This window comes from Aeromonas salmonicida, from assembly GCF_028355655.1.
GTDB classification, from domain to species: Bacteria; Pseudomonadota; Gammaproteobacteria; order Enterobacterales; family Aeromonadaceae; genus Aeromonas; species Aeromonas salmonicida.
Genome location: NZ_CP110645.1, coordinates 974,031 through 995,016 on the forward strand (window position 1 = coordinate 974,031; position 20,986 = coordinate 995,016).

The 20,986-nt window shown below is 60.8% G+C and carries 15 protein-coding genes and 2 tRNA genes; 10 read left to right on the top strand and 7 right to left on the bottom strand.

Features of this window, described 5'->3' with window-relative positions; all coding sequences use genetic code 11:
- Positions 1 to 62 precede the first annotated feature (62 nt).
- The gene (locus tag ONZ54_RS04820) at positions 63 to 1,244 is read right to left on the bottom strand and encodes an aminotransferase-like domain-containing protein (protein ID WP_042468079.1); all 1,182 of its coding nucleotides are present in this window, start codon (positions 1,242 to 1,244) and stop codon (positions 63 to 65) included.
- 216 nt (positions 1,245 to 1,460) lie between these two features.
- Complete coding sequence (locus ONZ54_RS04825) at positions 1,461 to 2,528, bottom strand: M28 family metallopeptidase (protein ID WP_125607043.1); 1,068 nt, start codon at positions 2,526 to 2,528, stop codon at positions 1,461 to 1,463.
- Positions 2,529 to 2,833: 305 nt separating this feature from the next.
- On the opposite strand from ONZ54_RS04825, the gene trmB reads away from it, so the two are divergent.
- From trmB to ONZ54_RS04850, 5 genes are all read left to right on the top strand, one after another.
- Positions 2,834 to 3,547: a tRNA (guanosine(46)-N7)-methyltransferase TrmB gene (gene trmB / locus ONZ54_RS04830; protein ID WP_271787603.1), complete on the top strand. Its 714-nt coding sequence runs from the start codon at positions 2,834 to 2,836 to the stop codon at positions 3,545 to 3,547.
- Between the two features lie 31 nt (positions 3,548 to 3,578).
- Complete coding sequence (locus ONZ54_RS04835; protein ID WP_005317987.1) at positions 3,579 to 3,911, top strand: YggL family protein; 333 nt, start codon at positions 3,579 to 3,581, stop codon at positions 3,909 to 3,911.
- A gap of 129 nt (positions 3,912 to 4,040) precedes the next feature.
- Positions 4,041 to 4,961, top strand: coding sequence for a glutaminase B (gene glsB / locus ONZ54_RS04840; protein WP_271787604.1), 921 nt, complete (start codon positions 4,041 to 4,043; stop codon positions 4,959 to 4,961).
- Positions 4,962 to 4,990: 29 nt separating this feature from the next.
- A complete protein-coding gene (locus tag ONZ54_RS04845; RefSeq protein ID WP_005317984.1) occupies positions 4,991 to 6,286 on the top strand; it encodes a sulfurtransferase in 1,296 nt (431 codons plus the stop codon).
- A 197-nt stretch (positions 6,287 to 6,483) separates the two neighbouring features.
- Positions 6,484 to 6,693 (top strand): YgdI/YgdR family lipoprotein, encoded by a 210-nt coding sequence (locus ONZ54_RS04850; RefSeq protein WP_058395997.1) that lies wholly within the window; start codon positions 6,484 to 6,486, stop codon positions 6,691 to 6,693.
- A gap of 54 nt (positions 6,694 to 6,747) precedes the next feature.
- Here the strand turns inward: ONZ54_RS04850 and ONZ54_RS04855 are convergent, their stop codons facing one another.
- Together ONZ54_RS04855 and ONZ54_RS04860 are read right to left on the bottom strand one after the other, a co-directional pair.
- A complete protein-coding gene (locus ONZ54_RS04855) occupies positions 6,748 to 10,308 on the bottom strand; it encodes an ATP-binding cassette domain-containing protein (protein ID WP_271787605.1) in 3,561 nt (1,186 codons plus the stop codon).
- A gap of 99 nt (positions 10,309 to 10,407) precedes the next feature.
- A complete protein-coding gene (locus tag ONZ54_RS04860; protein WP_271787606.1) occupies positions 10,408 to 11,685 on the bottom strand; it encodes an alpha/beta hydrolase in 1,278 nt (425 codons plus the stop codon).
- Positions 11,686 to 12,510: 825 nt separating this feature from the next.
- Between ONZ54_RS04860 and betB the strand changes: the two genes are divergently transcribed.
- The 4 genes from betB to ONZ54_RS04880 all read left to right on the top strand — a co-directional run bounded on the left by betB (position 12,511) and on the right by ONZ54_RS04880 (position 17,542).
- Positions 12,511 to 13,974: a betaine-aldehyde dehydrogenase gene (gene betB, locus ONZ54_RS04865; RefSeq protein WP_271787607.1), complete on the top strand. Its 1,464-nt coding sequence runs from the start codon at positions 12,511 to 12,513 to the stop codon at positions 13,972 to 13,974.
- Positions 13,975 to 13,983: 9 nt separating this feature from the next.
- Entirely contained in the window at positions 13,984 to 15,663 is a 1,680-nt protein-coding gene (gene betA, locus ONZ54_RS04870; RefSeq protein ID WP_271787608.1) for a choline dehydrogenase, read from the top strand.
- Between the two features lie 243 nt (positions 15,664 to 15,906).
- The gene (locus ONZ54_RS04875; RefSeq protein ID WP_271787609.1) at positions 15,907 to 17,124 is read left to right on the top strand and encodes a BCCT family transporter; all 1,218 of its coding nucleotides are present in this window, start codon (positions 15,907 to 15,909) and stop codon (positions 17,122 to 17,124) included.
- Positions 17,125 to 17,203: 79 nt separating this feature from the next.
- Positions 17,204 to 17,542 carry a hypothetical protein gene (locus ONZ54_RS04880; RefSeq protein WP_271787610.1) on the top strand — a complete coding sequence of 113 codons (339 nt, stop codon included), beginning with the start codon at positions 17,204 to 17,206 and terminating at the stop codon, positions 17,540 to 17,542.
- 43 nt (positions 17,543 to 17,585) lie between these two features.
- On the opposite strand, the gene ONZ54_RS04885 is transcribed toward ONZ54_RS04880, so the two are convergent.
- The 3 genes from ONZ54_RS04885 to ONZ54_RS04895 form a co-directional block, all read right to left on the bottom strand.
- Positions 17,586 to 17,661, bottom strand: a tRNA-Asn gene (locus tag ONZ54_RS04885).
- Positions 17,662 to 17,666: 5 nt separating this feature from the next.
- Positions 17,667 to 17,742, bottom strand: a tRNA-Phe gene (locus tag ONZ54_RS04890).
- A 192-nt stretch (positions 17,743 to 17,934) separates the two neighbouring features.
- On the bottom strand, positions 17,935 to 20,211 hold the full coding sequence (locus ONZ54_RS04895) for an immune inhibitor A domain-containing protein (RefSeq protein ID WP_271787611.1): 2,277 nt from the start codon (positions 20,209 to 20,211) through the stop codon (positions 17,935 to 17,937).
- Positions 20,212 to 20,631: 420 nt separating this feature from the next.
- On the opposite strand from ONZ54_RS04895, the gene rraB reads away from it, so the two are divergent.
- Complete coding sequence (gene rraB, locus ONZ54_RS04900) at positions 20,632 to 20,979, top strand: ribonuclease E inhibitor RraB (RefSeq protein WP_011898395.1); 348 nt, start codon at positions 20,632 to 20,634, stop codon at positions 20,977 to 20,979.
- The last annotated feature ends 7 nt before the right edge of the window (positions 20,980 to 20,986 follow it).

Genomic DNA, 20,986 nt, shown 5'->3' on the forward strand with positions numbered 1-20,986 from the left:
AAATAAAAAAACCAGCGATCTGGACAGATCGCTGGTTTTTCTTTATTCAGGCGGCAGCGCTGTCAGAGCATGCGGGCCAGGGCACGGGTCAAGCGTTTGACCCCTTCCTCTATGGTGGCTTCATCCACGCAGGAGAAGCTCAGCCGCAAGGTGTTCTTGATCTCGGGGCGCACATAGAAGGGGGCACCGGGTACGAAGGCGACCTTCTCCTTGATGGCTTCCTCGAACAGTGCCATGGCACTGACACTGGCAGGCAGGGTCAGCCAGAGGAACATACCCCCTTCCGGTCTGGTGTAGCTCACGCCGGGCGGGCAGTGACGAGCCAGTGCGGCCTCCATGGCGGCGCGCTGGCGGCCATAGACCTCCTTGATCTTCTCCAGATGGGCATCCAGCGAGTTGTCGATCAGGAAGCGGTGCAGCACCTGCTGGCTGAAGGCGTTGCTGTGCAGGTCGGTGGCCTGCTTGGCGATGGTGACCTTCTGGCGCAGCCAGTCCGGCACCAGCATCCAGCCCAGACGGAAGGCGGGCACCACAGTCTTGGAGAAGGAGCCGAGCAGCACAGTATTGTTCGGAGCCAGCTTGGCGATGGGGGGCAGGTGCTCCCCTTCGAAGCGCAGCTCGCCATAGGGGTCGTCTTCCACCATCAGCAGCTCGTGGCTAACCAGTCGCTCGGCCAGTGCTTCACGGTTGGCGCGGCTGTAGGAGACACCGCTCGGGTTCTGGAAGTTAGGCACGCCGTAGAGCAGTTTTGCGTTGGAGCCGCTGGCCAGCAGCGCATCCAGCGCCACCAGGTCCAGACCCTCTTCCCCCAGCGTAATGGGCTGGAATGCCGGTTGATAGACGGAGAAAGCCTGAATGGCGCCAAGGTAGCCCGGCTCTTCAATGATGAGATCCTGCCCCTCGTCGATCAGCACCTTGCCCAGTAGATCCAGCGCCTGCTGGGAGCCGCTGGTGATGAGGATATTGTCCGGGTTGACGCTCATGCCATGGCGCGCCAGATAGCGATCTGCAATGTACTGGCGCAGCGGGGCGAAGCCCTCGGTGGCGGCATATTGCAGGGCGGCGGCGCCTTGCTCGCGCAGCACGTCCTGGCAGGCCTGATCGATGGCCTTGACCGGAAACAGGTGCGGATTGGGCAGGCCACCGGCAAAGGAGATGATCTCGGGATTGGCCGCGACCTTGAGGATCTCGCGGATAAATGAAGGCTCTACCTTCTCGAAGCGCTGGGCAAAAAACGGTTGCATAGGATTCTCTCTGGCATGGTGAGCGGTCGCTCCATTCGACCGCCAAGTTATCCGTTTGTATCAGATTTAAAAAATGAGGCAATGGCTGCAACAAAAATCGATAAAAAAGGGCAGGTTTGGCACCTGCCCGAATATTATCGGCCGGGGGCAGCCGTTGAGCGTAAAAAGCCCTGAATTGGTCCCTGGCCAACGCGCGTCATTGACGGCTTGTTGGCGTTACAGACCAGGTTCCTTGAGGAAGCGGATCATCAGATCCGTGTTGGCACTGAGCTGCTGCTCCACCCGGCCCGGGAACAGCTCGGCCATCTTGTCGAGACGGTCGTACTGGGTATGCCAGATCTTGCCCCACTGGGTCTCGCTGTCCCGGTCGCAGGCGCTCTTGGTGGCATCGTCGTAGCAGTCCCACAGCGCCGGATTGGTGGTCTGGGAGTAGCCGTCATAGCCATCTGCCCCGTTGATGGTGAAGTTGGTGGCCTCCACGTAGGCGATGGGCACCCCCAGGCAGGCGAAGGGGGCGTGATCCGACCAGCTGCCTGTCTCCCCTTCCGGATAGCCGGCGTAGCTGGGGTGGATGGCGAACGGGGTGTCAGTCTGTTTGGAGATGGCCAGCAGACGGTCACGGACCTTGGGATCGAAGCTGTAGCGGCTTGGCTCGGCACAGTTGTATTCGGCCACATCCGAGTGAGCAGAGTGAACATAGACGATGTCGCCGCCGGCTATGGTGTCGTAGTTCACCATGGCCACCAATTGGGCGATGGCGGCGCTGTCGAGGCTGGCGACATAGGCTTTGGAGCCGTTGAGGCCGTTCTCTTCCGCGCCGAAGAAGGCGAAGCGTACCGTGTAGGGCAGGGTCTGCCCCTTGAGCGCCTCGGCGACCGCCAGCAGCGCCGCGACACCGGCGCCGTTGTCGGTGGCGCCTTCAGAGCCATGCTTGTCACCCGTGCTGTCGTAGTGGGCGCCGATCAGGATCACCTTGTCGCTCTGGCCCTTCAGCTCGGCGACAAGATTCTGGGAGGCCTTGCTGGCCCCACTCTTGGTGTAGGTGAACGGCTGCTTCTGCACATCGTAACCCCAGCCTGTCAGATGATCCTGGATCCAGGCTGCGGCGCGGGTCTCGGCCTCCGTGCCTGTGGGTCTGGCCCCTATCCCCTCGGCGCTCGAGCTCAGTTGCACCAGATACTCATAGGCTTGCTCGGCGGCGCTGGGCGCCTGTGAATCATTGCTGGAGGTGTTGCACCCGGCCAGCAGGGCTGCGATGGCAAACGCCAATGCTGTGTGTTTCATACTGCAATCCTTTGTTGTGTATGGTTTTATTTTCGCAGGCAAGCATGCGCCCGACCCCACGCAGATTCTGTGAAGGGGGTGGCATTTGTCAATCGTGGTGGCGGAATTGGTCAGTGACGGGGGATTTGTTTCGCGAAACACTTGCGCCTTGGGCCTATCTTGGGATAATTCGCTACCCTGTTTCGCGGATTGATGAAATAACGCGCCATTCATCCATGTGATCCGTGACCCTGGGCAATGAAATAACGAGTAATCCATTCATGTCGTCTGTGACCCAGACCGATGCAATAACGAGCAATTTGATTATGTCTGTGACCCAAGATGTATTTAACGAAGACGGCAAGTTCATGCGCAAAATCCGCAGCTTTGTCCGTCGCGAAGGCCGCCTGACCAAAGGGCAGGAGAAGGCCCTGGAAGAACTCTGGCCGGTCATGGGTATCGATTTCGCGCCAGCACCGCTCGATCTGGTCGCCCTGTTTGGCCGCGAGGCTCCTGTGGTGCTGGAAATCGGCTTTGGCATGGGCGCCTCCCTGGTGGAGATGGCCAAGAATGTCCCCGAGAAAAACTTCATCGGCATAGAGGTACACTCACCGGGTGTGGGAGCCTGCCTCGGCACCGCCCAGGAAGCGGGCGTCACCAATCTCAAGGTCATCTGCCACGATGCAGTAGAAGTGCTGGAGCACATGATCCCGAATGGTTCGCTGGCCTGCCTGCAACTCTTCTTCCCGGATCCCTGGCACAAGAGCCGTCACCACAAGCGCCGCATCGTGCAGCCGGCATTTGCCCAGGATATCCGCCAGAAGCTGGCCATAGGTGGCGTGTTCCACATGGCCACCGACTGGGAAAACTATGCCGAACACATGCTGGAAGTGATGAGCGTCGCCGAGGGTTACGAGAACACCTCCACCACCGGCAACTGGGTGCCTCGTCCCGACTGGCGTCCGCTGACCAAATTCGAACAACGGGGCCATCGTCTGGGCCACGGGGTTTGGGATCTGATTTTCAAACGCGTTAACTAATTTAACGAGTCAACTAACCTAAGGAGCTATCATGGCCAATCGTAGCCGCCGTCTGCGTAAGAAACTGCGAGTCGACGAATTCCAGGAAATGGGATTCGACATCAGTTTCAATTTCCCGGTCGGCACTGCCGAAGAGACCATCGATGCGGTAGTCGATGCGATGATCGATGAGGTTGTTGAACCCCGTAGACTGGCGTTCGCCGGTTCAGGCCACCTGGCCTGGGAAGGGATGATCTGCACTCAGCAACTGGGCAAATGTACCGAAGAAGACCGCGCCGTTCTCAAATCCTGGCTGGAAGGCAAGGGGATGGAAGCCGTGGTGGTCACCGAACTGTTTGACCTCTGGTACGGTGAACCGGCCTGATAACCGCTTGCCTGTTGTGGGCGACCTGTTACGGGTACCCTGTGTCGGGTACATAGACAAATCCCGCCATTGGCGGGATTTTTGTCAGTGGGGATGGGATCTCCACAGTCCCTAGTTATGGAATCGCTTATGGTGTTGTCATCCGAATTACTGGCCAGCATTCTGGCCGAGGTGCGCCCGCTGCTCGGGCAGGGGAAGGTGGCCGACTATATTCCGGCCCTGGCCCAGGTGCCGGCCGATCGGCTCGGCATGGCGGTCTGTACCGTGGAGGGGGAGCTGTTCACCGCCGGTGACGCCTTCGAGCCCTTCTCCATCCAGAGTATCTCCAAGGCCCTGAGCCTGACGCTGGCGCTCACCCTCTATCAGGAGGAGGAGATTTGGGCCCGGGTGGGCAAGGAGCCCTCCGGCCAGCCGTTCAACTCGCTGGTGCAGCTGGAGTTCGAGCAGGGCATACCTCGCAACCCCTTTATCAACGCCGGTGCCCTGGTGGTGAGCGATCTGCTTGAGACCCGGCTCACGGCCCCGCGCCAACGTACTCTGGAGCTGGTGCGGCGCCTCAGTGGCAACCCGGCCATCATTGCGGATCAGGTAGTGGCCCGCTCCGAATATCAGCACTCCGCCCGCAACGCCGCCATCGCCTATCTGATGAAGGCTTATGGCAACTTCGAAAACGAAGTGGACAAGGTGCTGCAAAGCTACTTCAATGCCTGCGCCATCCGCATGAGCTGTGTCGATCTGGCGCGGGCATTCATCTATCTGGCCAACCGCGGCGTGCCGCTGGGGGCCGGTGAGCCGCTGCTGCCGGCCCGCACCACCAAGCAGGTCAATGCCCTGCTCGCCACCTGTGGTCTCTATGACGAGGCCGGTGATTTTGCCTATCGGGTCGGTATGCCGGGCAAATCCGGTGTCGGAGGGGGTATCATGGCGCTGATCCCAGGTGAGCTCTGTGTGTGTGTCTGGTCGCCCGAGCTCAACAAGGCTGGCAACTCGCTGGCGGGCACGGCGGCACTGGAGCTGCTGGCCGAGCGTCTGGGCCGCTCCATTTTTTAACCTTGTTTACCATGAATCGAGAAAACATCATGAAAGCATATATTGGTCTGTTGCGGACCGGTCTGACGGCCCTGTTGCTCTGGTGCGCGCTGCCCGCCTTTGCAGCCGAACTGCCACCCCTCTCGCTGGCGGATGCCAAGGCCAAACAGGCCGTTATTCTGGATACCCGTGCCAGCCACTTCTATCAGGGCTGGCCCATGGAAGGGGAGAAGCAGGGTGGCCACGTTGCTGGCGCCGAAAATCTCTCGGCCGACTGGAAATACAGCGATGACGAATGGCCCAAGGCGCTGGAGATCAAGGGCTTGAAAGCCGACCGTCCGGTGGCGCTCTATGGCGAGCCGCGGGAAGTGGCCGAGGTGGCCCGTCTGCTGCGCAAGCAGGGCATCAAGCAGCTGTTCGAGCTGCAAGCGTGGAAAGCCGCGCCGCGCGAGTATCTGGCGCGCTGGCAGCAGCTGGTCTATCCGCGCTGGCTGGCGGACCTGCAGGAAGGCAAACCCGTGGTTGCCGCCCCCAAAGGGGAGTGGAAGCTGTTCGAAGTGGATTGGGGTTCACCCAAGGCCTATCTCATCAGTCACATACCCGGGGCTGGCTATATCGATACCAACCGCCTGGAAGAGGAGCCGTTGTGGAACAAGGTCTCTGACGAGGCGCTCAAGGCGCTGCTGCTGGAAAATGGCATCCGTCACGACACCACCGTTATCCTCTATGGTCGCAACACAATGGCGGCAGCCCGCGCGGCGCACCTGATGATGTATGCCGGTGTGGCCGATGTGCGCCTGCTGGATGGCGGGCTCGATGCTTGGTTCGTGCAGCACCTGCGCACCGAAACCGGCCTGCCCAACAAGTTCGAGCCGGTGAAAGAGTTTGGCGTGGCCATTCCGGCCCACCCCGAGTACTACACCACACTCGATCAGGCCAAGGCGTTGCTCAAGCAGCCCGACAGTGCCCTGGTCAGCGTGCGCACCTGGGACGAGTTTGTCGGCAATACCTCAGGTTACAGCTACATCAAGCCGAAAGGCGACATTCCGGGAGCCAAGTGGGGTCGTGGTGGCGTGGATGCTAACAGCATGAGCGACTTCCACAACCCGGACGGCACCATGAAACCGGCCCGCGAGATCCTCACCATGTGGGATGAGTGGAATATCGAGCCGACCCAGCAGGCCGCCTTCTACTGCGGTACCGGCTGGCGCGCCTCCGAAGCCTTCTTCTACGCCTGGTTGATGGACTGGAAGCGGATCAGCGTCTATGACGGTGGCTGGTACGAGTGGAGTGCAGACCCTGCTAACCCCACAGTGACCGGTGAGCGTCAGCCCGCCAAGTCATGAACAGGCAGTAACAAGAGGCCGGACAGATGTCCGGCCTTGTTCATATGCGCTGTTGGCATCACGTTCAACGCCGACGCCAAGTCACTGATTTTTGATGCAGATCCCGTTCTGTCAATCCACTCTGTGGGGGCGGTGAGGTTGCGCTAGGCTTCAGTCAGCGTCCTCGTGGTGAGGATGAAGAGGGGATACAAGCAGCGATGAAACAACTGATGATGATCCTGGTATGTGCACTGGGGCTGGCGGCGTGCAGTTCCCAATACATCATGAGCACCAAGGATGGGAAGATGATCACCACCGACAGCAAGCCCAAGCTGGATGAGAGCACCGGCATGTACCGTTACTACGATCACGAAGGGCGGGAGGTGATGATCAAGCAGGACGACGTCACCCAGATACTGGAACGCTAGTCGGCATACTCGATAACAAGGGCTGCCTGCGGGCAGCCCTTGTTGTTTCTCGTGTCAGTTGATCTGGGCCACCTGGCGGTTGACCTGACCGACAAACAGCTGATGGAAGCGGGAGTGGGAGTTGGCCAGCAGGCTGACCGGCGAGCCCTGTTCCACCACGGTTCCCGCTTCCATCACCACCACCTTGTCCACCGACAGCAGCGGCTCCAGATGGTGGGCGATCACCAGATAACTGGCCTCCGGCCGATAGCGATAGAGCAGCTCCGCCATCTTGCGCATGCCGCCGTGATCGAGATCCGAGGTGGCCTCGTCCAGTACGATGAGCGGGCGACGTGACAGCAGTATGCGGGCGATCACCAGCAGCTGGGTCTCGCCGGCCGAGAGTTGCAGCTTGTCGAGGTCCTCGTCCAGCCTGCCAGCGCAGCGTTCTGCCAGACCGACCCGTGCCAGTGCCAGCTCCAGCGCCTCGTCATCCTGCTCGGTGAGCGGCGCCAGGTTGGCGCGCAAGGATCCGAAGAAGGTGAGGGGCGTCTGGGAGACGGTGTCGTAGAGATCCCGTACCGCCTCCGGTGCAAGACGGGACAGCGGCTGATCGCCGTAGTAAATCTCTCCCTGTGAGGCCGGATACATGGCTTGCAGCACACCGAGCAGCGAGCTCTTGCCCGCACCGGTACGACCGCAGACCCCCACCTTCTCGCCGGGGGCCAGCTCGAAGTTCACCTTGTGCAGGGCCCACTGGCTCGCCTCCGGATAGCGCAATCCCAGGTTGTCGAAGCGCACCCCGGGATGGGGCGTCACCAGCGCTTCCCCATGCTGGCGCTCACTCTCGATTTCACTGTATTCGCGCACCCGCTCCACCGCATTCATCACCTGCTCTACTTCGGCGAAGGTGCGAATGAGGGAGTTGAGCATGGCCGAGGCGGTAAAGGCGTAGGTGATGGCGACGGCCCCCAGCAGCGAGCTGTTGCCAAAGGCCACCATCAGCGCCACGGCGCCTACCAGCACGGCGGAGAGCAGGGTCTGGTGCATGCCGAGCCAGCGGTTGATGGAGGTGGTGGTGTACCAGCTGCGCAGGTTGTTGTCATAGTGCAGCAGCACCTGATCCAGCGCGAAGCGCTCGGCTCCGGCCAGACGCAGGGCGGGGGCTCCGCGAATGGTCTCGCTGATGCTGATGTAGAGCGGCGAGCGCAGCACGGATGCCTGCCGCCGCAGCTTGAGCTGCACCGCCCGGTAGCGCCGTTGCAGCACATAGAGCGCCCAGCCCACCAGGGGGGCGATGAGCAGCAGCAGCGGCATGTTGACGCCTATCACCACCACCTGCAGCAGCACTGAGATGAGCATGCCGAACAGCCCCATCAGCATGGACAGCAGTATCTCTTGCGCCTCCCCGAGATCCCGGTCGAAGCGGTTGAGGATGCGCCCCTGCGGCACCTTGTCGAAGAAGGCCATGGGGGCGCGGCTGATGCGGCTCAGCATGCCGTCGAACAGGGTCCATGCCAGCTTGAGCCCCAGCTTGTAGTTGATGACCCGCACCACCATGATGCAGACCAGTGATCCTGCCCCCAGCAGCACATAGATGCCGAGCAGTGAACTCACCTCTGTGAGGCCGGCCTTGCCGCCGAGCCAGAGATCCGAGGCGATGCGCAGCCCCTCCTGCCCCAGGGTGAGCAGCAGGGCGATCAGGATGGCGCCCGGGGCGGCGAGACGCTGCCACATGAAACCAAACAGCCCCCAGTCCACCTTGCCTTCCACCACCTTCTCTTCGCTGAACTGCTCCGCCTCCTGCGGTGCCACCATGGGGGCGGGAAGCGGGTGCTGGATGAGATCCGCCAGCTGGCGGGCATCGAGCTCAACCAGTCGGCCCTGCTCGATGCGGATCACCCGATCGCAGTGGGCCAGCACGTCCGGATCATGGCTCACCAGCAGCCGGGTCGGGCCCGGCTTGAAGGCGAGCCCTTGCTCGAGCACCTGGGCCGAGACGATGGGGTCCAGTGCCGAGAGAGGGTTGTCCAGCAGCAGAATATCGGCCTGGGCATAGAGGGCGCGGGCCAGAGCGACTCGCTGCTGCTGACCGCCGGAGAGGCGGGTACCCAGCTCGCCCACCAGGGTCTGATCGCCATGGCTGAGCAGGCCGAGGTCGGCGCCGAGGGCGCAGGCTCCCAGCACCCAGCGATAGCGTTCACCGTGCCAGGGCTGACCGAACAAGATGTTGTTGCGAATGGTGTCGTTCATCAACCAGGGCTTGTGGCCCAGGTGGGCGACCCGGCCGTGACGGCGGATCTCCCCTTCGAAGCTGTCATCGAAGCCGGCGATGAGGTGCAGCAGGCAGCTCTTGCCGGCCCCGGTGGGGCCCGTGATCCCCACCAGCTCCCCCGGCTGTATGATGAGGCTGGCCCCTTGCAGTACCGATTTTTGCTGGTGCAGGGCAGTGACCGCATCGACCCGCAGGCTGCCGACGGGCAGGCTGGCATCGGTGAGATCCCTGTGCTGCTCCGGGCTGTTGAGGAACTCGCACAGCCGGTTGAAGCCGGTGTTGAAGTTGATCAGGGTGCGGATGAGATAGGGCAGCCGCATCATGGGGATCCGCAGCACGGCGAACAGGGCTATGGTGGTGAACACCTGGGGCAGGGTCAGGCTCTGGCCCGATACCAGATAGGTGGTGAAGGTGGCCAGGGTCACCAGCAGCGGCGTGCTCAGCATCAGGCTGTCGTTGATGGCATCGAGCTTGAGCACCCGACCGAGCACCCCCAGCTCCTGCTGGCGTTTGGCGTTGGCCGCCCGGGTGAAGAAGGCGCCTAGCCCGTTCTGGCGCACCAGCCGCAGCTTCTTGATGTATTCCGCCAGTATGCCGTTGCGCTCGTCCTGCTGGCGCTTGAGCTGTTGCTCCTGCTGGTTCATCCGCCGCACCACCCGGGTGGAGATGAGCAGCAGCAGGGTGAGCACCGCAAAACCCACCAGGCCTGCGCTGCCCACTTGCCACACCAGCAGGGCTATGGTGCCCAGCAGTTGCAGTGCCATGGTGAGCGGCATGGCGGGGTCGGCCAGGATCCAGGTAATGTCCCACACATCCCGGTTGATGAGGTTCTGCACCCGACCGCCGGCCCTGTCGTCGAAGCTCTTGCCCCCCAGCTTCATCACCTTGGCCAGCAGGGCTTCGGCCAGCAGGCGGCGAATGGGGACGTGCATCTTGAGCGCCAGCTGCAACGAGTGCTCCGCCAGCATGCCGGCGGCGAGCACAGAGGCAAACAGGGCGAAAGCCAGCAGCAGTTTTTGCTCCGTGGGGGCGCCCGCACCGAGCTGGGTCATGCTGTGGTTGAGCAGCCAGGGGCTGGCCAGGGTCGCCAGCATGCCGAGCAGCTGCAACAGGGTGAGCAGGCCAATCCGCCCCTTGTAATGGCGCCAGATAAAGGCGGTGATGGGCCAGGGGCGTACCGGCTGGGTGGCGGTGAGCTGAAGGAAGGCATCGGCCCTGCCATCCCGTCTGTCTTCCGGCAGCAGGGGATAGAGATCGTCGAGGCCGACCTGGGGTTCGGTCAGCCCCTTGCGTTGCAGCGGGCCCGTCCAGTGATAGAAGAGGCGGCTCAGCCAGCCGGCCGAGATTTCCGGGTGATCCAATGGGTGTCCTTATTATTGTGCTGCTTCCAAAGGGTGGGGCGACTCATGGGTCGCCCTCGATATTATGTGTATCGCGACGGGCTCGTCGCCCGGCCGGGATCAGCGATCCCGGTTCAGCCGGATGAGGCGGTCCAGGATCAGCTCGCCATCGACTCGCAAGCCGTTGTGTTCATATTCATTGGTGATCCAGGCCCGGCTGTTGCCGAGGCCCTTGAGGGTCTCGCGGCTGTAGTCGAACTCCACATACATGTCTTCGGCATAGACGGCGCAGGCAACGGGCACAGTGTTGCGGGCCAGCTGCGCCGGGTCGTAGAGCGGCCCCCAATCGGCCTTTTTGGCCAGCAGGTGGGCCGCGTTCTTGAGTGGTATCAGCTCGCGGAACTGCTCGAACATCCAGGGGAAGATCATCTCGCCGGTGAAGGCGAAATCCTTGCCGGGTGCCCAGGCCAGGGCCGGATATTCGGCTCTGACCCGCTCGGCCGCCCAGTTGCTGGCGGCCCCTTCGGCGTAGATGGACTCATGCAGTATGGCGAACACAGGGTTGGTGTTGAACGGCTGCATGGCTTGCAGCTGATAGAGGAAGGCGGGGTTGAGCCGCTCGCCGATGAAGGCATCTTCCAGCAGGTAGTAGAGCTCCTCGAAGGCACCGCTGGCGCCGAGATCCAGCCCCTGCTGCTGCAACTGCTCCACCGTCAGGCGCTGGCCGTTGGGCAGGCGCACCTCGTGGCTGTGCAGGTGGTTTGCCAGCCGGTTGGCGATGCCCTGGGCATGGGGGAAACGGGCGAAGAAGGCACGGTTCTTGTCCGCCACCCGCTGATAGGTGGCGCGATAGACCTCATCTGCACTGCGGCCTATGGGGGCCACGCCGCCGGTGAGGTAGACCTCGTGCAGGCTGTCCGGGAACAGGGAGAGATAGGTGAGGCTGCAAAAGCCTCCAAAGCTCTGGCCAAGCAGGCTCCAGGGGCGAGCAGGACTCAGTATGGCGCGAACATATTCCGCATCGCGCACTATGCTGTCGGCGCGAAACAGGCTGAGGTAGTCGGCCTGCTCCTGGGCGCTGCGCTGGGCCAGCGCATTGGCACTGATGGGGGTTGAATGGCCGGTGCCGCGCTGATCGAGCAGCAATACCCGAAACTCCTGCAGGGCCCGCTTGAGCCAGCCGCTATTGGCGGTCGGACGCGGGGCACCAAAGCCGGGCCCCCCTTGCAGGAACAGCAGCCAGGGCAGCTCCTCGTGCAGCTTGTCCTGGCGGCAGAGGGTGCGACCAAACAGGATGAGCGTCTCCTCATCGTCCGGCTGCTGGTGATCAAGGGGCACGGTGAAGAAGTGTGGCTCGCAATGGATGCCGTCCAGCACGTAACGCAAGGGGCTGCTCATCTGACGTTCTCCCTGAACGAGGTGATTTTTTGGTGGGAGCCATATCATAACCATGGCCCCCGGCCCGGTCACGCCGGTTTTTGAAAGGGGTGGCAAGATGGGTAATTCCCCTCCTTTTACTCGCGATCCTGTGCCCGCAGTCAGCCCCTCGTGTTCTGGCTCATGAAATCCTCATCCTCTATGTCTATCGCTGTCTATTGCTCCCCTTCTATCAAGGTGACATCCGGTGTGGCATCGACAAAAAGCCACCGCCACACCCTGTTTTTGTGGCCTCCAGATGACCGTTTTCATGGCTGGGGGTGGGCAACTGACTGAAATGAATTTGGTTTTTCTGCTCTGCATAGTAACCTTTTAGAAATAAATTGATTTGATATATAAATCAAATTCACGCCTTTCGTTGTTATCTATCTGTTTGTTTTTTAATGTTGTTTTTGTTTGTTCCTGCATTTTGTTTTTTTATTCACTCTTTTTTACGTGGTTGATCCTTTCTGCTCTAATCTTTATGGTTGTTGCTGGTTGAACAATCAATTAACAAAAAATGCCCATAGTCGGAGTCTTTGAAGTACGTCATCAGGAACCGGTCCAGGCCACCATCTCTTCGGTGGACGAGTTCGGTTTGCAACACACCACCATCCATCACATCTGTGTCAAAGCTGGCTTGTTTTCTGGCCTCAGGCCAGCCACGAACCGTGCCCGTCTGCAGTACAACACATCCCCATGAGCGATGGCTTCTGGCTACGCCGTGCCTTGAACCCGACTTCAGCCGCGCCGAGCGGCTTTGCAAACTGTTTATCCAGCAACGACTGACCCCAGCGGAGTGAATTCATGTCTTTGAAGCGTTATCAGAATTTTGTCGACGGCCGTTATCTGGCCAATGCCTCGGGCGAGTACTTCGAGGTCATTAATCCTGCTAGCGGGGTCGTCATCTACGAGGTCGAGGTGGCCGATGAGGCAGTGCAAACTGCGGCCATTGCGAGTGCCCAGAAGGGTTTTGCGCTCTGGTCGGCCATGAGCGGGGTCGAGCGTGGCCGGATCCTGTTGCGGGCCGTGGCTTTGCTACGTGAGCGTAACGATATCCTTGCCGCCATCGAGGTAGCGGACACCGGCAAGCCCTGGCAGGAAGCCTCAGTGGTGGACGTGGTCACTGGCGCCGACAGCATAGAGTTCTTCGCCGGCCTGGCTGCTGCCATCGAGGGCAATCAGCAGCAGCTGGGGGCTGATTTTTACTACAGCCGCCGCGAACCCCTCGGCGTCTGTGCCGGGATCGGCGCCTGGAACTACCCGCTGCAAATTGCCTGCTGGAAGGCGGCCCCCGCGCTGGCCTGCGGCAACAGCATGATCTTCAAACCCTCGGAAGAGACGCCCCTCGGTGCCCTCAAGCTGGCGGAGATCTTCATCGAGGCCGGCATGCCCGCCGGCGTCTTCAATGTGGTGCAGGGGGATGGCCGGGTCGGTGCCTGGCTGAGTCAGGCGCCCGAGGTGGCCAAGATCTCCTTCACCGGCGAGGTGGGCACCGGCAAGAAGGTGATGCGCGCCGCTGCTGAGACCCTCAAGGGGGTGACCATGGAGCTGGGTGGCAAGTCCCCCCTCATCATCTTTGACGATGCAGATCTGGAAGAGGCGGTCAGCGCTGCCATGGTGGCGAACTTCTATACCCAGGGCGAGGTGTGCACCAATGGCACCCGCGTCTATGTGCAGCAGGGGATCTACCCCGCCTTCATGGCGCGGCTGCTGGCCCGAACCCGGGACAATATCCGGATCGGCGACCCCATGGATCCCGCCACCAACTTCGGTGCCCTCATCTCCCGCGAGCATCAGCGCAAGGTGCTCGACTACATCCGCATTGGCCAGGAAGAGGGGGCCACCCTGCGCTGTGGCGGGGAGGCGCTGCGGCCGGCCATGGCACCGGATGGCTTCTTCGTCGCTCCCACCATCTTCAGCGAATGCCGGGACGAGATGCGGATCTGCCGGGAAGAGATCTTTGGTCCCGTTATGTCGGTACTCACCTTCGATGAGGAGGAAGAGGTGGTACGGCGAGCCAATGACACTGCCCTAGGGCTGGCGGCCGGGGTCTTCACCCGGGATATTCGCCGCGCCCACCGGGTGGTGCACCAGTTGCAGGCCGGGATCTGCTGGATCAACAGCTATGGCGCCTCCCCGGCCGAGATGCCGGTGGGCGGCTTCAAGCAGTCCGGCATAGGGCGGGAGAACGGCCTGGCGACCCTGCAACACTACACCCAGCTCAAGTCCGTCTATGTCGGCATGCAAGCGATCCAGAGTCCGTTTTAAGGAGGCACCATGACGCAATTTGATTACATCATAGTGGGGGCGGGTAGCGCTGGCTGCGTGCTGGCCAACCGCCTGAGCGAGGACGGTCAGCACAGGGTGCTGCTGCTGGAGACGGGGGGCAGCGACAAGAGCATTTTCATCCAGATGCCGACCGCCCTCTCCATCCCCATGAACACCAAAAAGTATGCCTGGCAGTTCGAGACCGAGCCCGAGCCCCATCTGGACGGGCGGCGCATGCACTGCCCACGGGGCAAGGTACTGGGAGGCTCTTCCTCCATCAACGGCATGGTCTATGTGCGCGGCCACGCCGGTGACTTTGACGAGTGGCAGCAGGCGGGGGCGCAGGGTTGGGATTACGCCCACTGCCTGCCCTACTTCAAACGGGCCGAGCAGTGGGCCTTCGGTGGGGATGAGTATCGCGGCACTGAGGGACCGATTGGAGTCAACAACGGCAACCAGATGCAAAACCCCCTCTATCAGGCTTTCGTCGATGCCGGTGTGGAAGCGGGCTACGACGGGACGGCGGATTACAACGGCCGCCAGCAGGAGGGGTTCGGCCCCATGCACATGACGGTCAAGCAAGGGGTTCGCAGCTCCAGTGCCAATGCCTATCTCAGACCCGCCATGGGGAGGGCCAACCTCACTGTGCTGACCGGTGCCCTGGTCCACAAGGTACTGCTCGAGGGCAAACAGGCGGTCGGGGTGCGCTTCGAACACAAGGGCAAGATGGAGGAGGTGAGAGCCGGCAAGGAGGTGATCCTGAGTGCAGGCCCTATCGGCTCACCTCATCTGCTGCAACTCTCCGGCATCGGCGATCCCGATACTCTGAGGGCGGCAGGGATAGGGGTATTGCACCCTCTGCCCGGGGTGGGCGAAAACCTGCAGGATCATCTGGAGTTCTACTTCCAGTTTCGCTGTCAGCAACCCATCACCCTCAATGGCAAACTGGGTCTGTGGCACAAGTTCCTCATCGGCAGCCGCTGGCTGCTGCGCAAGGACGGTCTGGGGGCGACCAATCACTTCGAGTCTTGTGGCTTCATTCGCTCCAAGGCGGGGGGGCCCTGGCCGGATCTGCAATATCACTTCCTGCCTGCCGCCATGCGTTATGACGGCAAGGAGGCATTCGCGGGGCACGGTTTCCAGGTACACATAGGTCATAACAAACCCCGCAGTCGTGGTCAGGTGCAGGTGCGCTCGGCCGACCCCCGTCAGGCCCCCGCCATCCGCTTCAATTACCTCTCCCATCCGGATGATGTCGAAGGATTTCGCGCCTGCGTGCGACTGACCCGGGAGATCATCGGTCAACCGGCCCTGGATGCTTATCGGGGAGAGGAGATACAGCCAGGGGGGTCGGTACAAAGCGATGAGCAGATAGATGCCTTTGTACGCAGTGCCGTGGAGAGCGCCTACCACCCCTCCTGCTCCTGCAAGATGGGTATGGATCCCATGGCGGTGGTGGATCCCGAGACCCGGGTTCATGGCCTGCAGGGGCTGCGGGTGGTGGATTCCTCCATCTTCCCGACCATTCCCAACGGCAACCTCAATGCCCCCACCCTGATGGTGGCCGAGCGCGCCGCCGACCTGATCCTAGGCAAGGTGCCACTGATGGCGCACCCGGTCGAGGTGGGGCTGGCCGACCACTGGCAGGAGAAGCAGCGTCCGCGGGAGCCAGTGCGTTCCCTGGCTTGAGCCTGTTGGTTGAATAAAAAGAGACGCCACTACCCGGATGGCAGTTCGTCAGACCTTAGCTATCGCCTTGTCCGTTCAGATAACGGCGATAGCTAAGCCCTGATCCCGTGTCCATTTCCCCTCGCCAATGCGGGGTTGGGGAAGCCATGTCCGCAGGAAGCCGAACTGCCTCTTGAACACCACTATGCAATGACAAGGAGCACTTATGTTTGGTCACGAAAGGGATATCGCAGGAGGTCAGTCATGACAGTCTGGCTCAGTGCAGGAATACTGTTTACCTTTGCCGCCATCGCCTTTGTGCTCTATCGCTGGGGCAATATTCGTTGTATCGGTACCACGCCGGTGCACACCTTTACCTTCGTCGCCATCCTGTTCACCTCCGGGTTGGATGTGGGGCTCATCATGTTCCCGCTCACCGAGTTTGCCGGTTATGCCGATCTGCAGGCGAGCCCGGAATATGGCTTCACCAATCCGCTTGCCATTGAATTTGGTTACTGGGGATTTCTCATCTGGGGTTTCTACTTTCTGACCTGTTTCTATTTTTGCGTGATAGAACCCAGAGTGAAGTTCTTTGAGCTGGCGCCGGTGAAGTTCCTCAACAACCTGGTGATCATAGGCACCTGTGCCTTCACCGCTTATCTGCTGCTGAGCAACCTGCCCTGGTATCTGCCCCAGATCGGGGATGGCGAGAGCCTGGTGGCGAGTTTTTACCTGATAGTGCTGCTGGTGATTGCGCTCTCCATCTATTCGAGCACCAGCCTGAAGTTCGTCAGGATCCTGAGTCTGGGCACGACGACCTGCTTCATCGCCCTGATCGCCCTGATGTGGGGCGCCGCCTTTCTCACGCCGGCGGGATCCTTGGCCGATTTTGCCGCAACGCTGGCGCTGGTGGGAGGATACTTTGGTCACATAGAGCGCTTCGTGCTGCCCCTCAATGATTACCACGCCTTTTATCTCTATTGGTGGTTCTCCTGGAGCATCATGATCGGTCAGTTCACCGCCCGCTTCGTCGGCGGCTTGCGCACCTGGCAACTGCTGGGGGCCATGCTGGTGTTCCCTTCTCTGGCCATCGCCATCTGGTTCGCCGTGCTCTACTACTACCACGAGCAGGGGCTCTCGACCGCCGGCTTCTTCAACTGGGCCATGGTCGCCGTGGGGATCACCATGGTGATCAACTCCCTCGACTCCCTGATCCGCCTCTATACCGACAACCTGGGGTTGACGACCCAGCGGCTCGGCCAGTGGCGTTACTTCGGGCTCAACTTGCTGATGCTGGCCGGCTTGACCCTGCTGTTCAAGCTCGACTTCCTGCAGATCCAGTGGGTCGGTGCCCTGGTGATCGGCCTATTCTTCGCCTGTTTCGGCTACATCATCAGGTACAAGCTGAAGGCAGTGAGCCACATAGAGGGCGCGCCGAAGGAGAATCGCCTCGACTACGGCAAGATAGAGCTGGCCGGATAAGAGGGGGAGCCAGGGGCGCAGAGTCGGTGTGCTTCAAGCCCGAAGCCGCCGGTCAGTCACCCCCTTGTGAGCCAGGCGTATGATCGCCCGCACATTCGCACATTCGCACATTCGCACATTCGCACATTCGCGCGTCAGCATGCTCATGAAGCGGGACAGGGTGGGTCTCTTTGATGAATTTATTATCGAGGTGAAGATTGACGATAAAGGGGGGCTGATACAAAGATGGCTCGCCTGCCGATGTGTGCAGGGGCCAGTGCAGGAACAGGGTGAGGTGGGCTCGATGAAGCCATCGTGGATACGACGTCGGAAAAAAGAGAAAGGGGTAAACCCGGAAGGCGTGCTGCAAACAGGGCTCTTGCTGTTTAGCGCCGCCTGTGGGGCTACCCTGCTGTTGGCAGCCTGCAACGGCAGCTGAAAGGCATAAAAAAAGCCCGCTCGATGAGCGGGCTCTTCAAATTTGGCTCCTCCTGCTGGACTTGAACCAGCGACATACGGATTAACAGTCCGCCGTTCTACCGACTGAACTAAGGAGGAATTATTGGTGCCCAGAGACGGAATCGAACCGCCGACACGGGGATTTTCAATCCCCTGCTCTACCGACTGAGCTATCTGGGCAACGGCGCGCATTAAACCCTTTATACGCAGATGTGTCAACCACAGGGGGCAGATTGAGGTACCGTTCGCTCGATAACCGAGCAATTTCCCCTCCTGTCAGCGGTTTTTACCCTCAATCCTGCCTTGTTGTGCTGTTTTTTCGTTGTGGGCAATGAAAAAGGGGGCCTGAGCCCCCTGGGTGCATTGGATGACTCAGTGACGGCTGACGATGATCCGTCCCGTGCTCATGTCGCGGGCCTGACCGGTGACGCTGATCTTGAGGCCATGATCGGGCAGCAGGCGACCCGCATCCGGGATCTCCTTGCTCTGGTAGCTGCGGGAATCCTTGAACACCCGGTTCGGGGTGACCCAGAAATCGCGCAGCAGGGAGCCGCTCGGGTGCTTGAGGTTGAGCGGTTGCTGGAAGCCCAGGCTGAAGGTGGCATCGTGGATCTGGTAGCGGGTGCCGGCGACGGCGCCGTCACTCCACTTCAGAGTGCGTTGGTCTGCATCAACGACGCCGAGGAAGCCCTCACCCGGGTGGACGCCTACCCAGTTGTTGTCCTGGCTGTTGTCCACGTACCAGAGCAACATGCCCGGCTCGTAGCGCATCAGCTGGTCAGACACATTGATGTGGGCCAGCCCCTTGTCGACCCCCGCATGGTTGCGCCACTCGGCCAGATAGTAGTGATCCTTGGCCTCGTTGCCGTTGCTCTTCACAAACCCGGCCAGGGTAAAAGCGGAGTTGCCTTCAGCCCCGTCGCTCACCAGCGAATCCCCGTCGGCCAGGATCAGGATTTCGTCCACGAACAGGCCGTTCTCGGCCACGCCGCCATCGCTCAGGTATTGCAGGGTCAGGGTTATCTTCTGACCTGCCCAGGGGCTCAGGTCAAATTCGGCATCGGTCCAGCCATTGGAGTTGCCCGTGATGCCGACGCCAAAGCCGATCCCGTTCGGATCGTCGCTGGTGGTCAGGTTGCCGGGGATGGGCTGACCGTTGACCAGCACCCGCCCATAGTCAAACCCCTCTTCAATCTGGTACCAGGCCTTGAACGCCAGACTGGCGCTCTGCTTGCCGGTCAAGTCCAGGGTGAGGTTCATGCGGTTGTCGAGGTTGTTGGCCTTGCCACCGTGGTATTCGTATTGGCCGGCATAAGGCGGATTGAGCGGGATCTGCTTGGCGGGCAGATTGATGCGTACCACGTCGTCGTTGCGGCCCTTGTCGTTGGCTTGATCCAGCATGTAGACGTTGCCATGGGGGCTGAGGTCGGCGAGCTGCACATTGCTGCCGTGCAACCAGTTGCCGCCGAGGGAGGCCTGCAGGAACTCCTTGGCCCAGGCGGAGAAACCGGTCGGCTCTGTGCCGCCTATCACGCCGGCCCAGGAGCCGGATGACATGATGGACCAGGTGGCCACAGGTTCACCCTTGCCGGTGTACTTGGTGTCGTACTCGTCCGGCAGTCCCAGATCGTGGCCATATTCATGGGCACAGACCCCGGCCGCCGCATCGATGGGCTGGATGGTGTAGTCGTAGGCGGCAAACTGGCCGCCGAAGTTGCCGTTCGGGCTGCTGGTGCCGGGGATGGGGAAGGGGGCACCCAGGTTCCAGCGATGGGCCCAGATGGCATCCTCGCCAAGATCGCCACCACCGGCCTCTTCCCCCACGCTGGAGTGGAAGATCATCAGGTGGTCGATGAGACCATCCGGCTCGTTCCGGTTGCCGTTGCCGTTGAGATCGTAACGATCCTCCTGGTCAAACTGGGCCAGATCGATGGAGGGGTCATTGGCCACCTGGATCAACGCCTCCTTCACCAGGTCCCGAATGGTGTTGGGGGTGGCATTGGCGCCGTAGTAGGCGGCATTCTTGTCGGCGGTATACCAGCCCGCCACCTGCCCGCGCACGCTGTAGCTCTTGCCGGATTGCTGCTCGTAGAACTGGCGCATGGAGATGAAGGTTTCACCGTTCGGGCCCTTGTAGCCTTTGCCGGAGAACAGCAGGTCGTTGTAGTGCTCGGGTGTGTAGTCCGGGTAGTACATCTTGGTGAGATCCGGGGTGACGCTGTTCTTCGGGTAGTCGGGAAAGTCCACCAGGATGGCGAGGATCTTGTCCTTGCGCATCTTGCCGTTGTAGTGCTCCTTCTCGATGGACTTGAGCAGCAGGGTGGGCACCCGGTCGCCGGGACGGGCCGTGCCGTTCAGGCGGATCTTCTTGAGGATGGTCTCCCGCATCTTGCCCTCTTTCACCGCCAGGGTGCCGCTGTGGCCCTGGTAGGCTCGCGACTTTTCGCGATAAAAACGGGCGAGGGCGGCCTGCTCCATCTCGGGGGAGGCCAGGGTGGGGATGCGGCCGCTTTTCTTCAGCATATCCAGCACCTTCACCTCGTCGGCCAAGGGGGCATCGAACGGGCCATGTACCGGGGCGGCCATGGCGTGGTTTCCAATCATAAGGGTTGAGCCGATGAGCAGGCTCATTATTGTTTTTTTAGGCATTCTATGTGCTCCTTCACATGATAAAAGGGAGCCTTGCTGGCTCCTCTTTCCGTACGGGCCCTGTTGCGCCCGCGTCCCTTGATACACCCCTTGAGTGACCCTTGTCACTGAGTGAAAACTGGTGGATAGTGCTGATTTCACAGTGCTTTTCGATGTGGTTGTGCGTATCGTCAATCCAGATGTGAAGTTCCGTATGGGACATTTCACGAGAAGCGGCAGATTACACTTTATTAACCTTTTATGATGGCACCCCATTTGGGGTGGCTCCGGGCGAGACGCTATCTTGGCTTGCGCATTGAGCCGGATGCACTCTGCGGGTATGCTTTGCCGCAACTATGCCGCGCCGGGTGAATGTGAGCCGAAGCAGGCACCCGATTGCCGACGGCATGTGACACTAACAAAGTAGTAGCTGGGGTTAATATGAGTCTTGATATGCAAGAGTGGCGTGCAGAGACCACCGCCATCGTCAACGAGTTGCTGGCCGATGGCAGCAACCCGGATCTGGAATATGACATTGAGCACCACTTCGCCTGTCAGGATTTCGATCAGCTGGAGAAAGCGGCCGTCGACCTGTTCAAGGCCGGTTTTGAAGTGACTGACGCGGAAGAGATGGAGCTGGATGACGGTGCCCCCATCTTCTGTTTTGATGCCACCATAGAGCGCAAGCTGGACATAGAGACCATAGTGGCCGACATCGAGAAAATGTTGCCGATCCTCAAGAAGTACGGCGTGGATTACGACGGCTGGGGCACTTACTTCCAGGAGTAAGGACGAC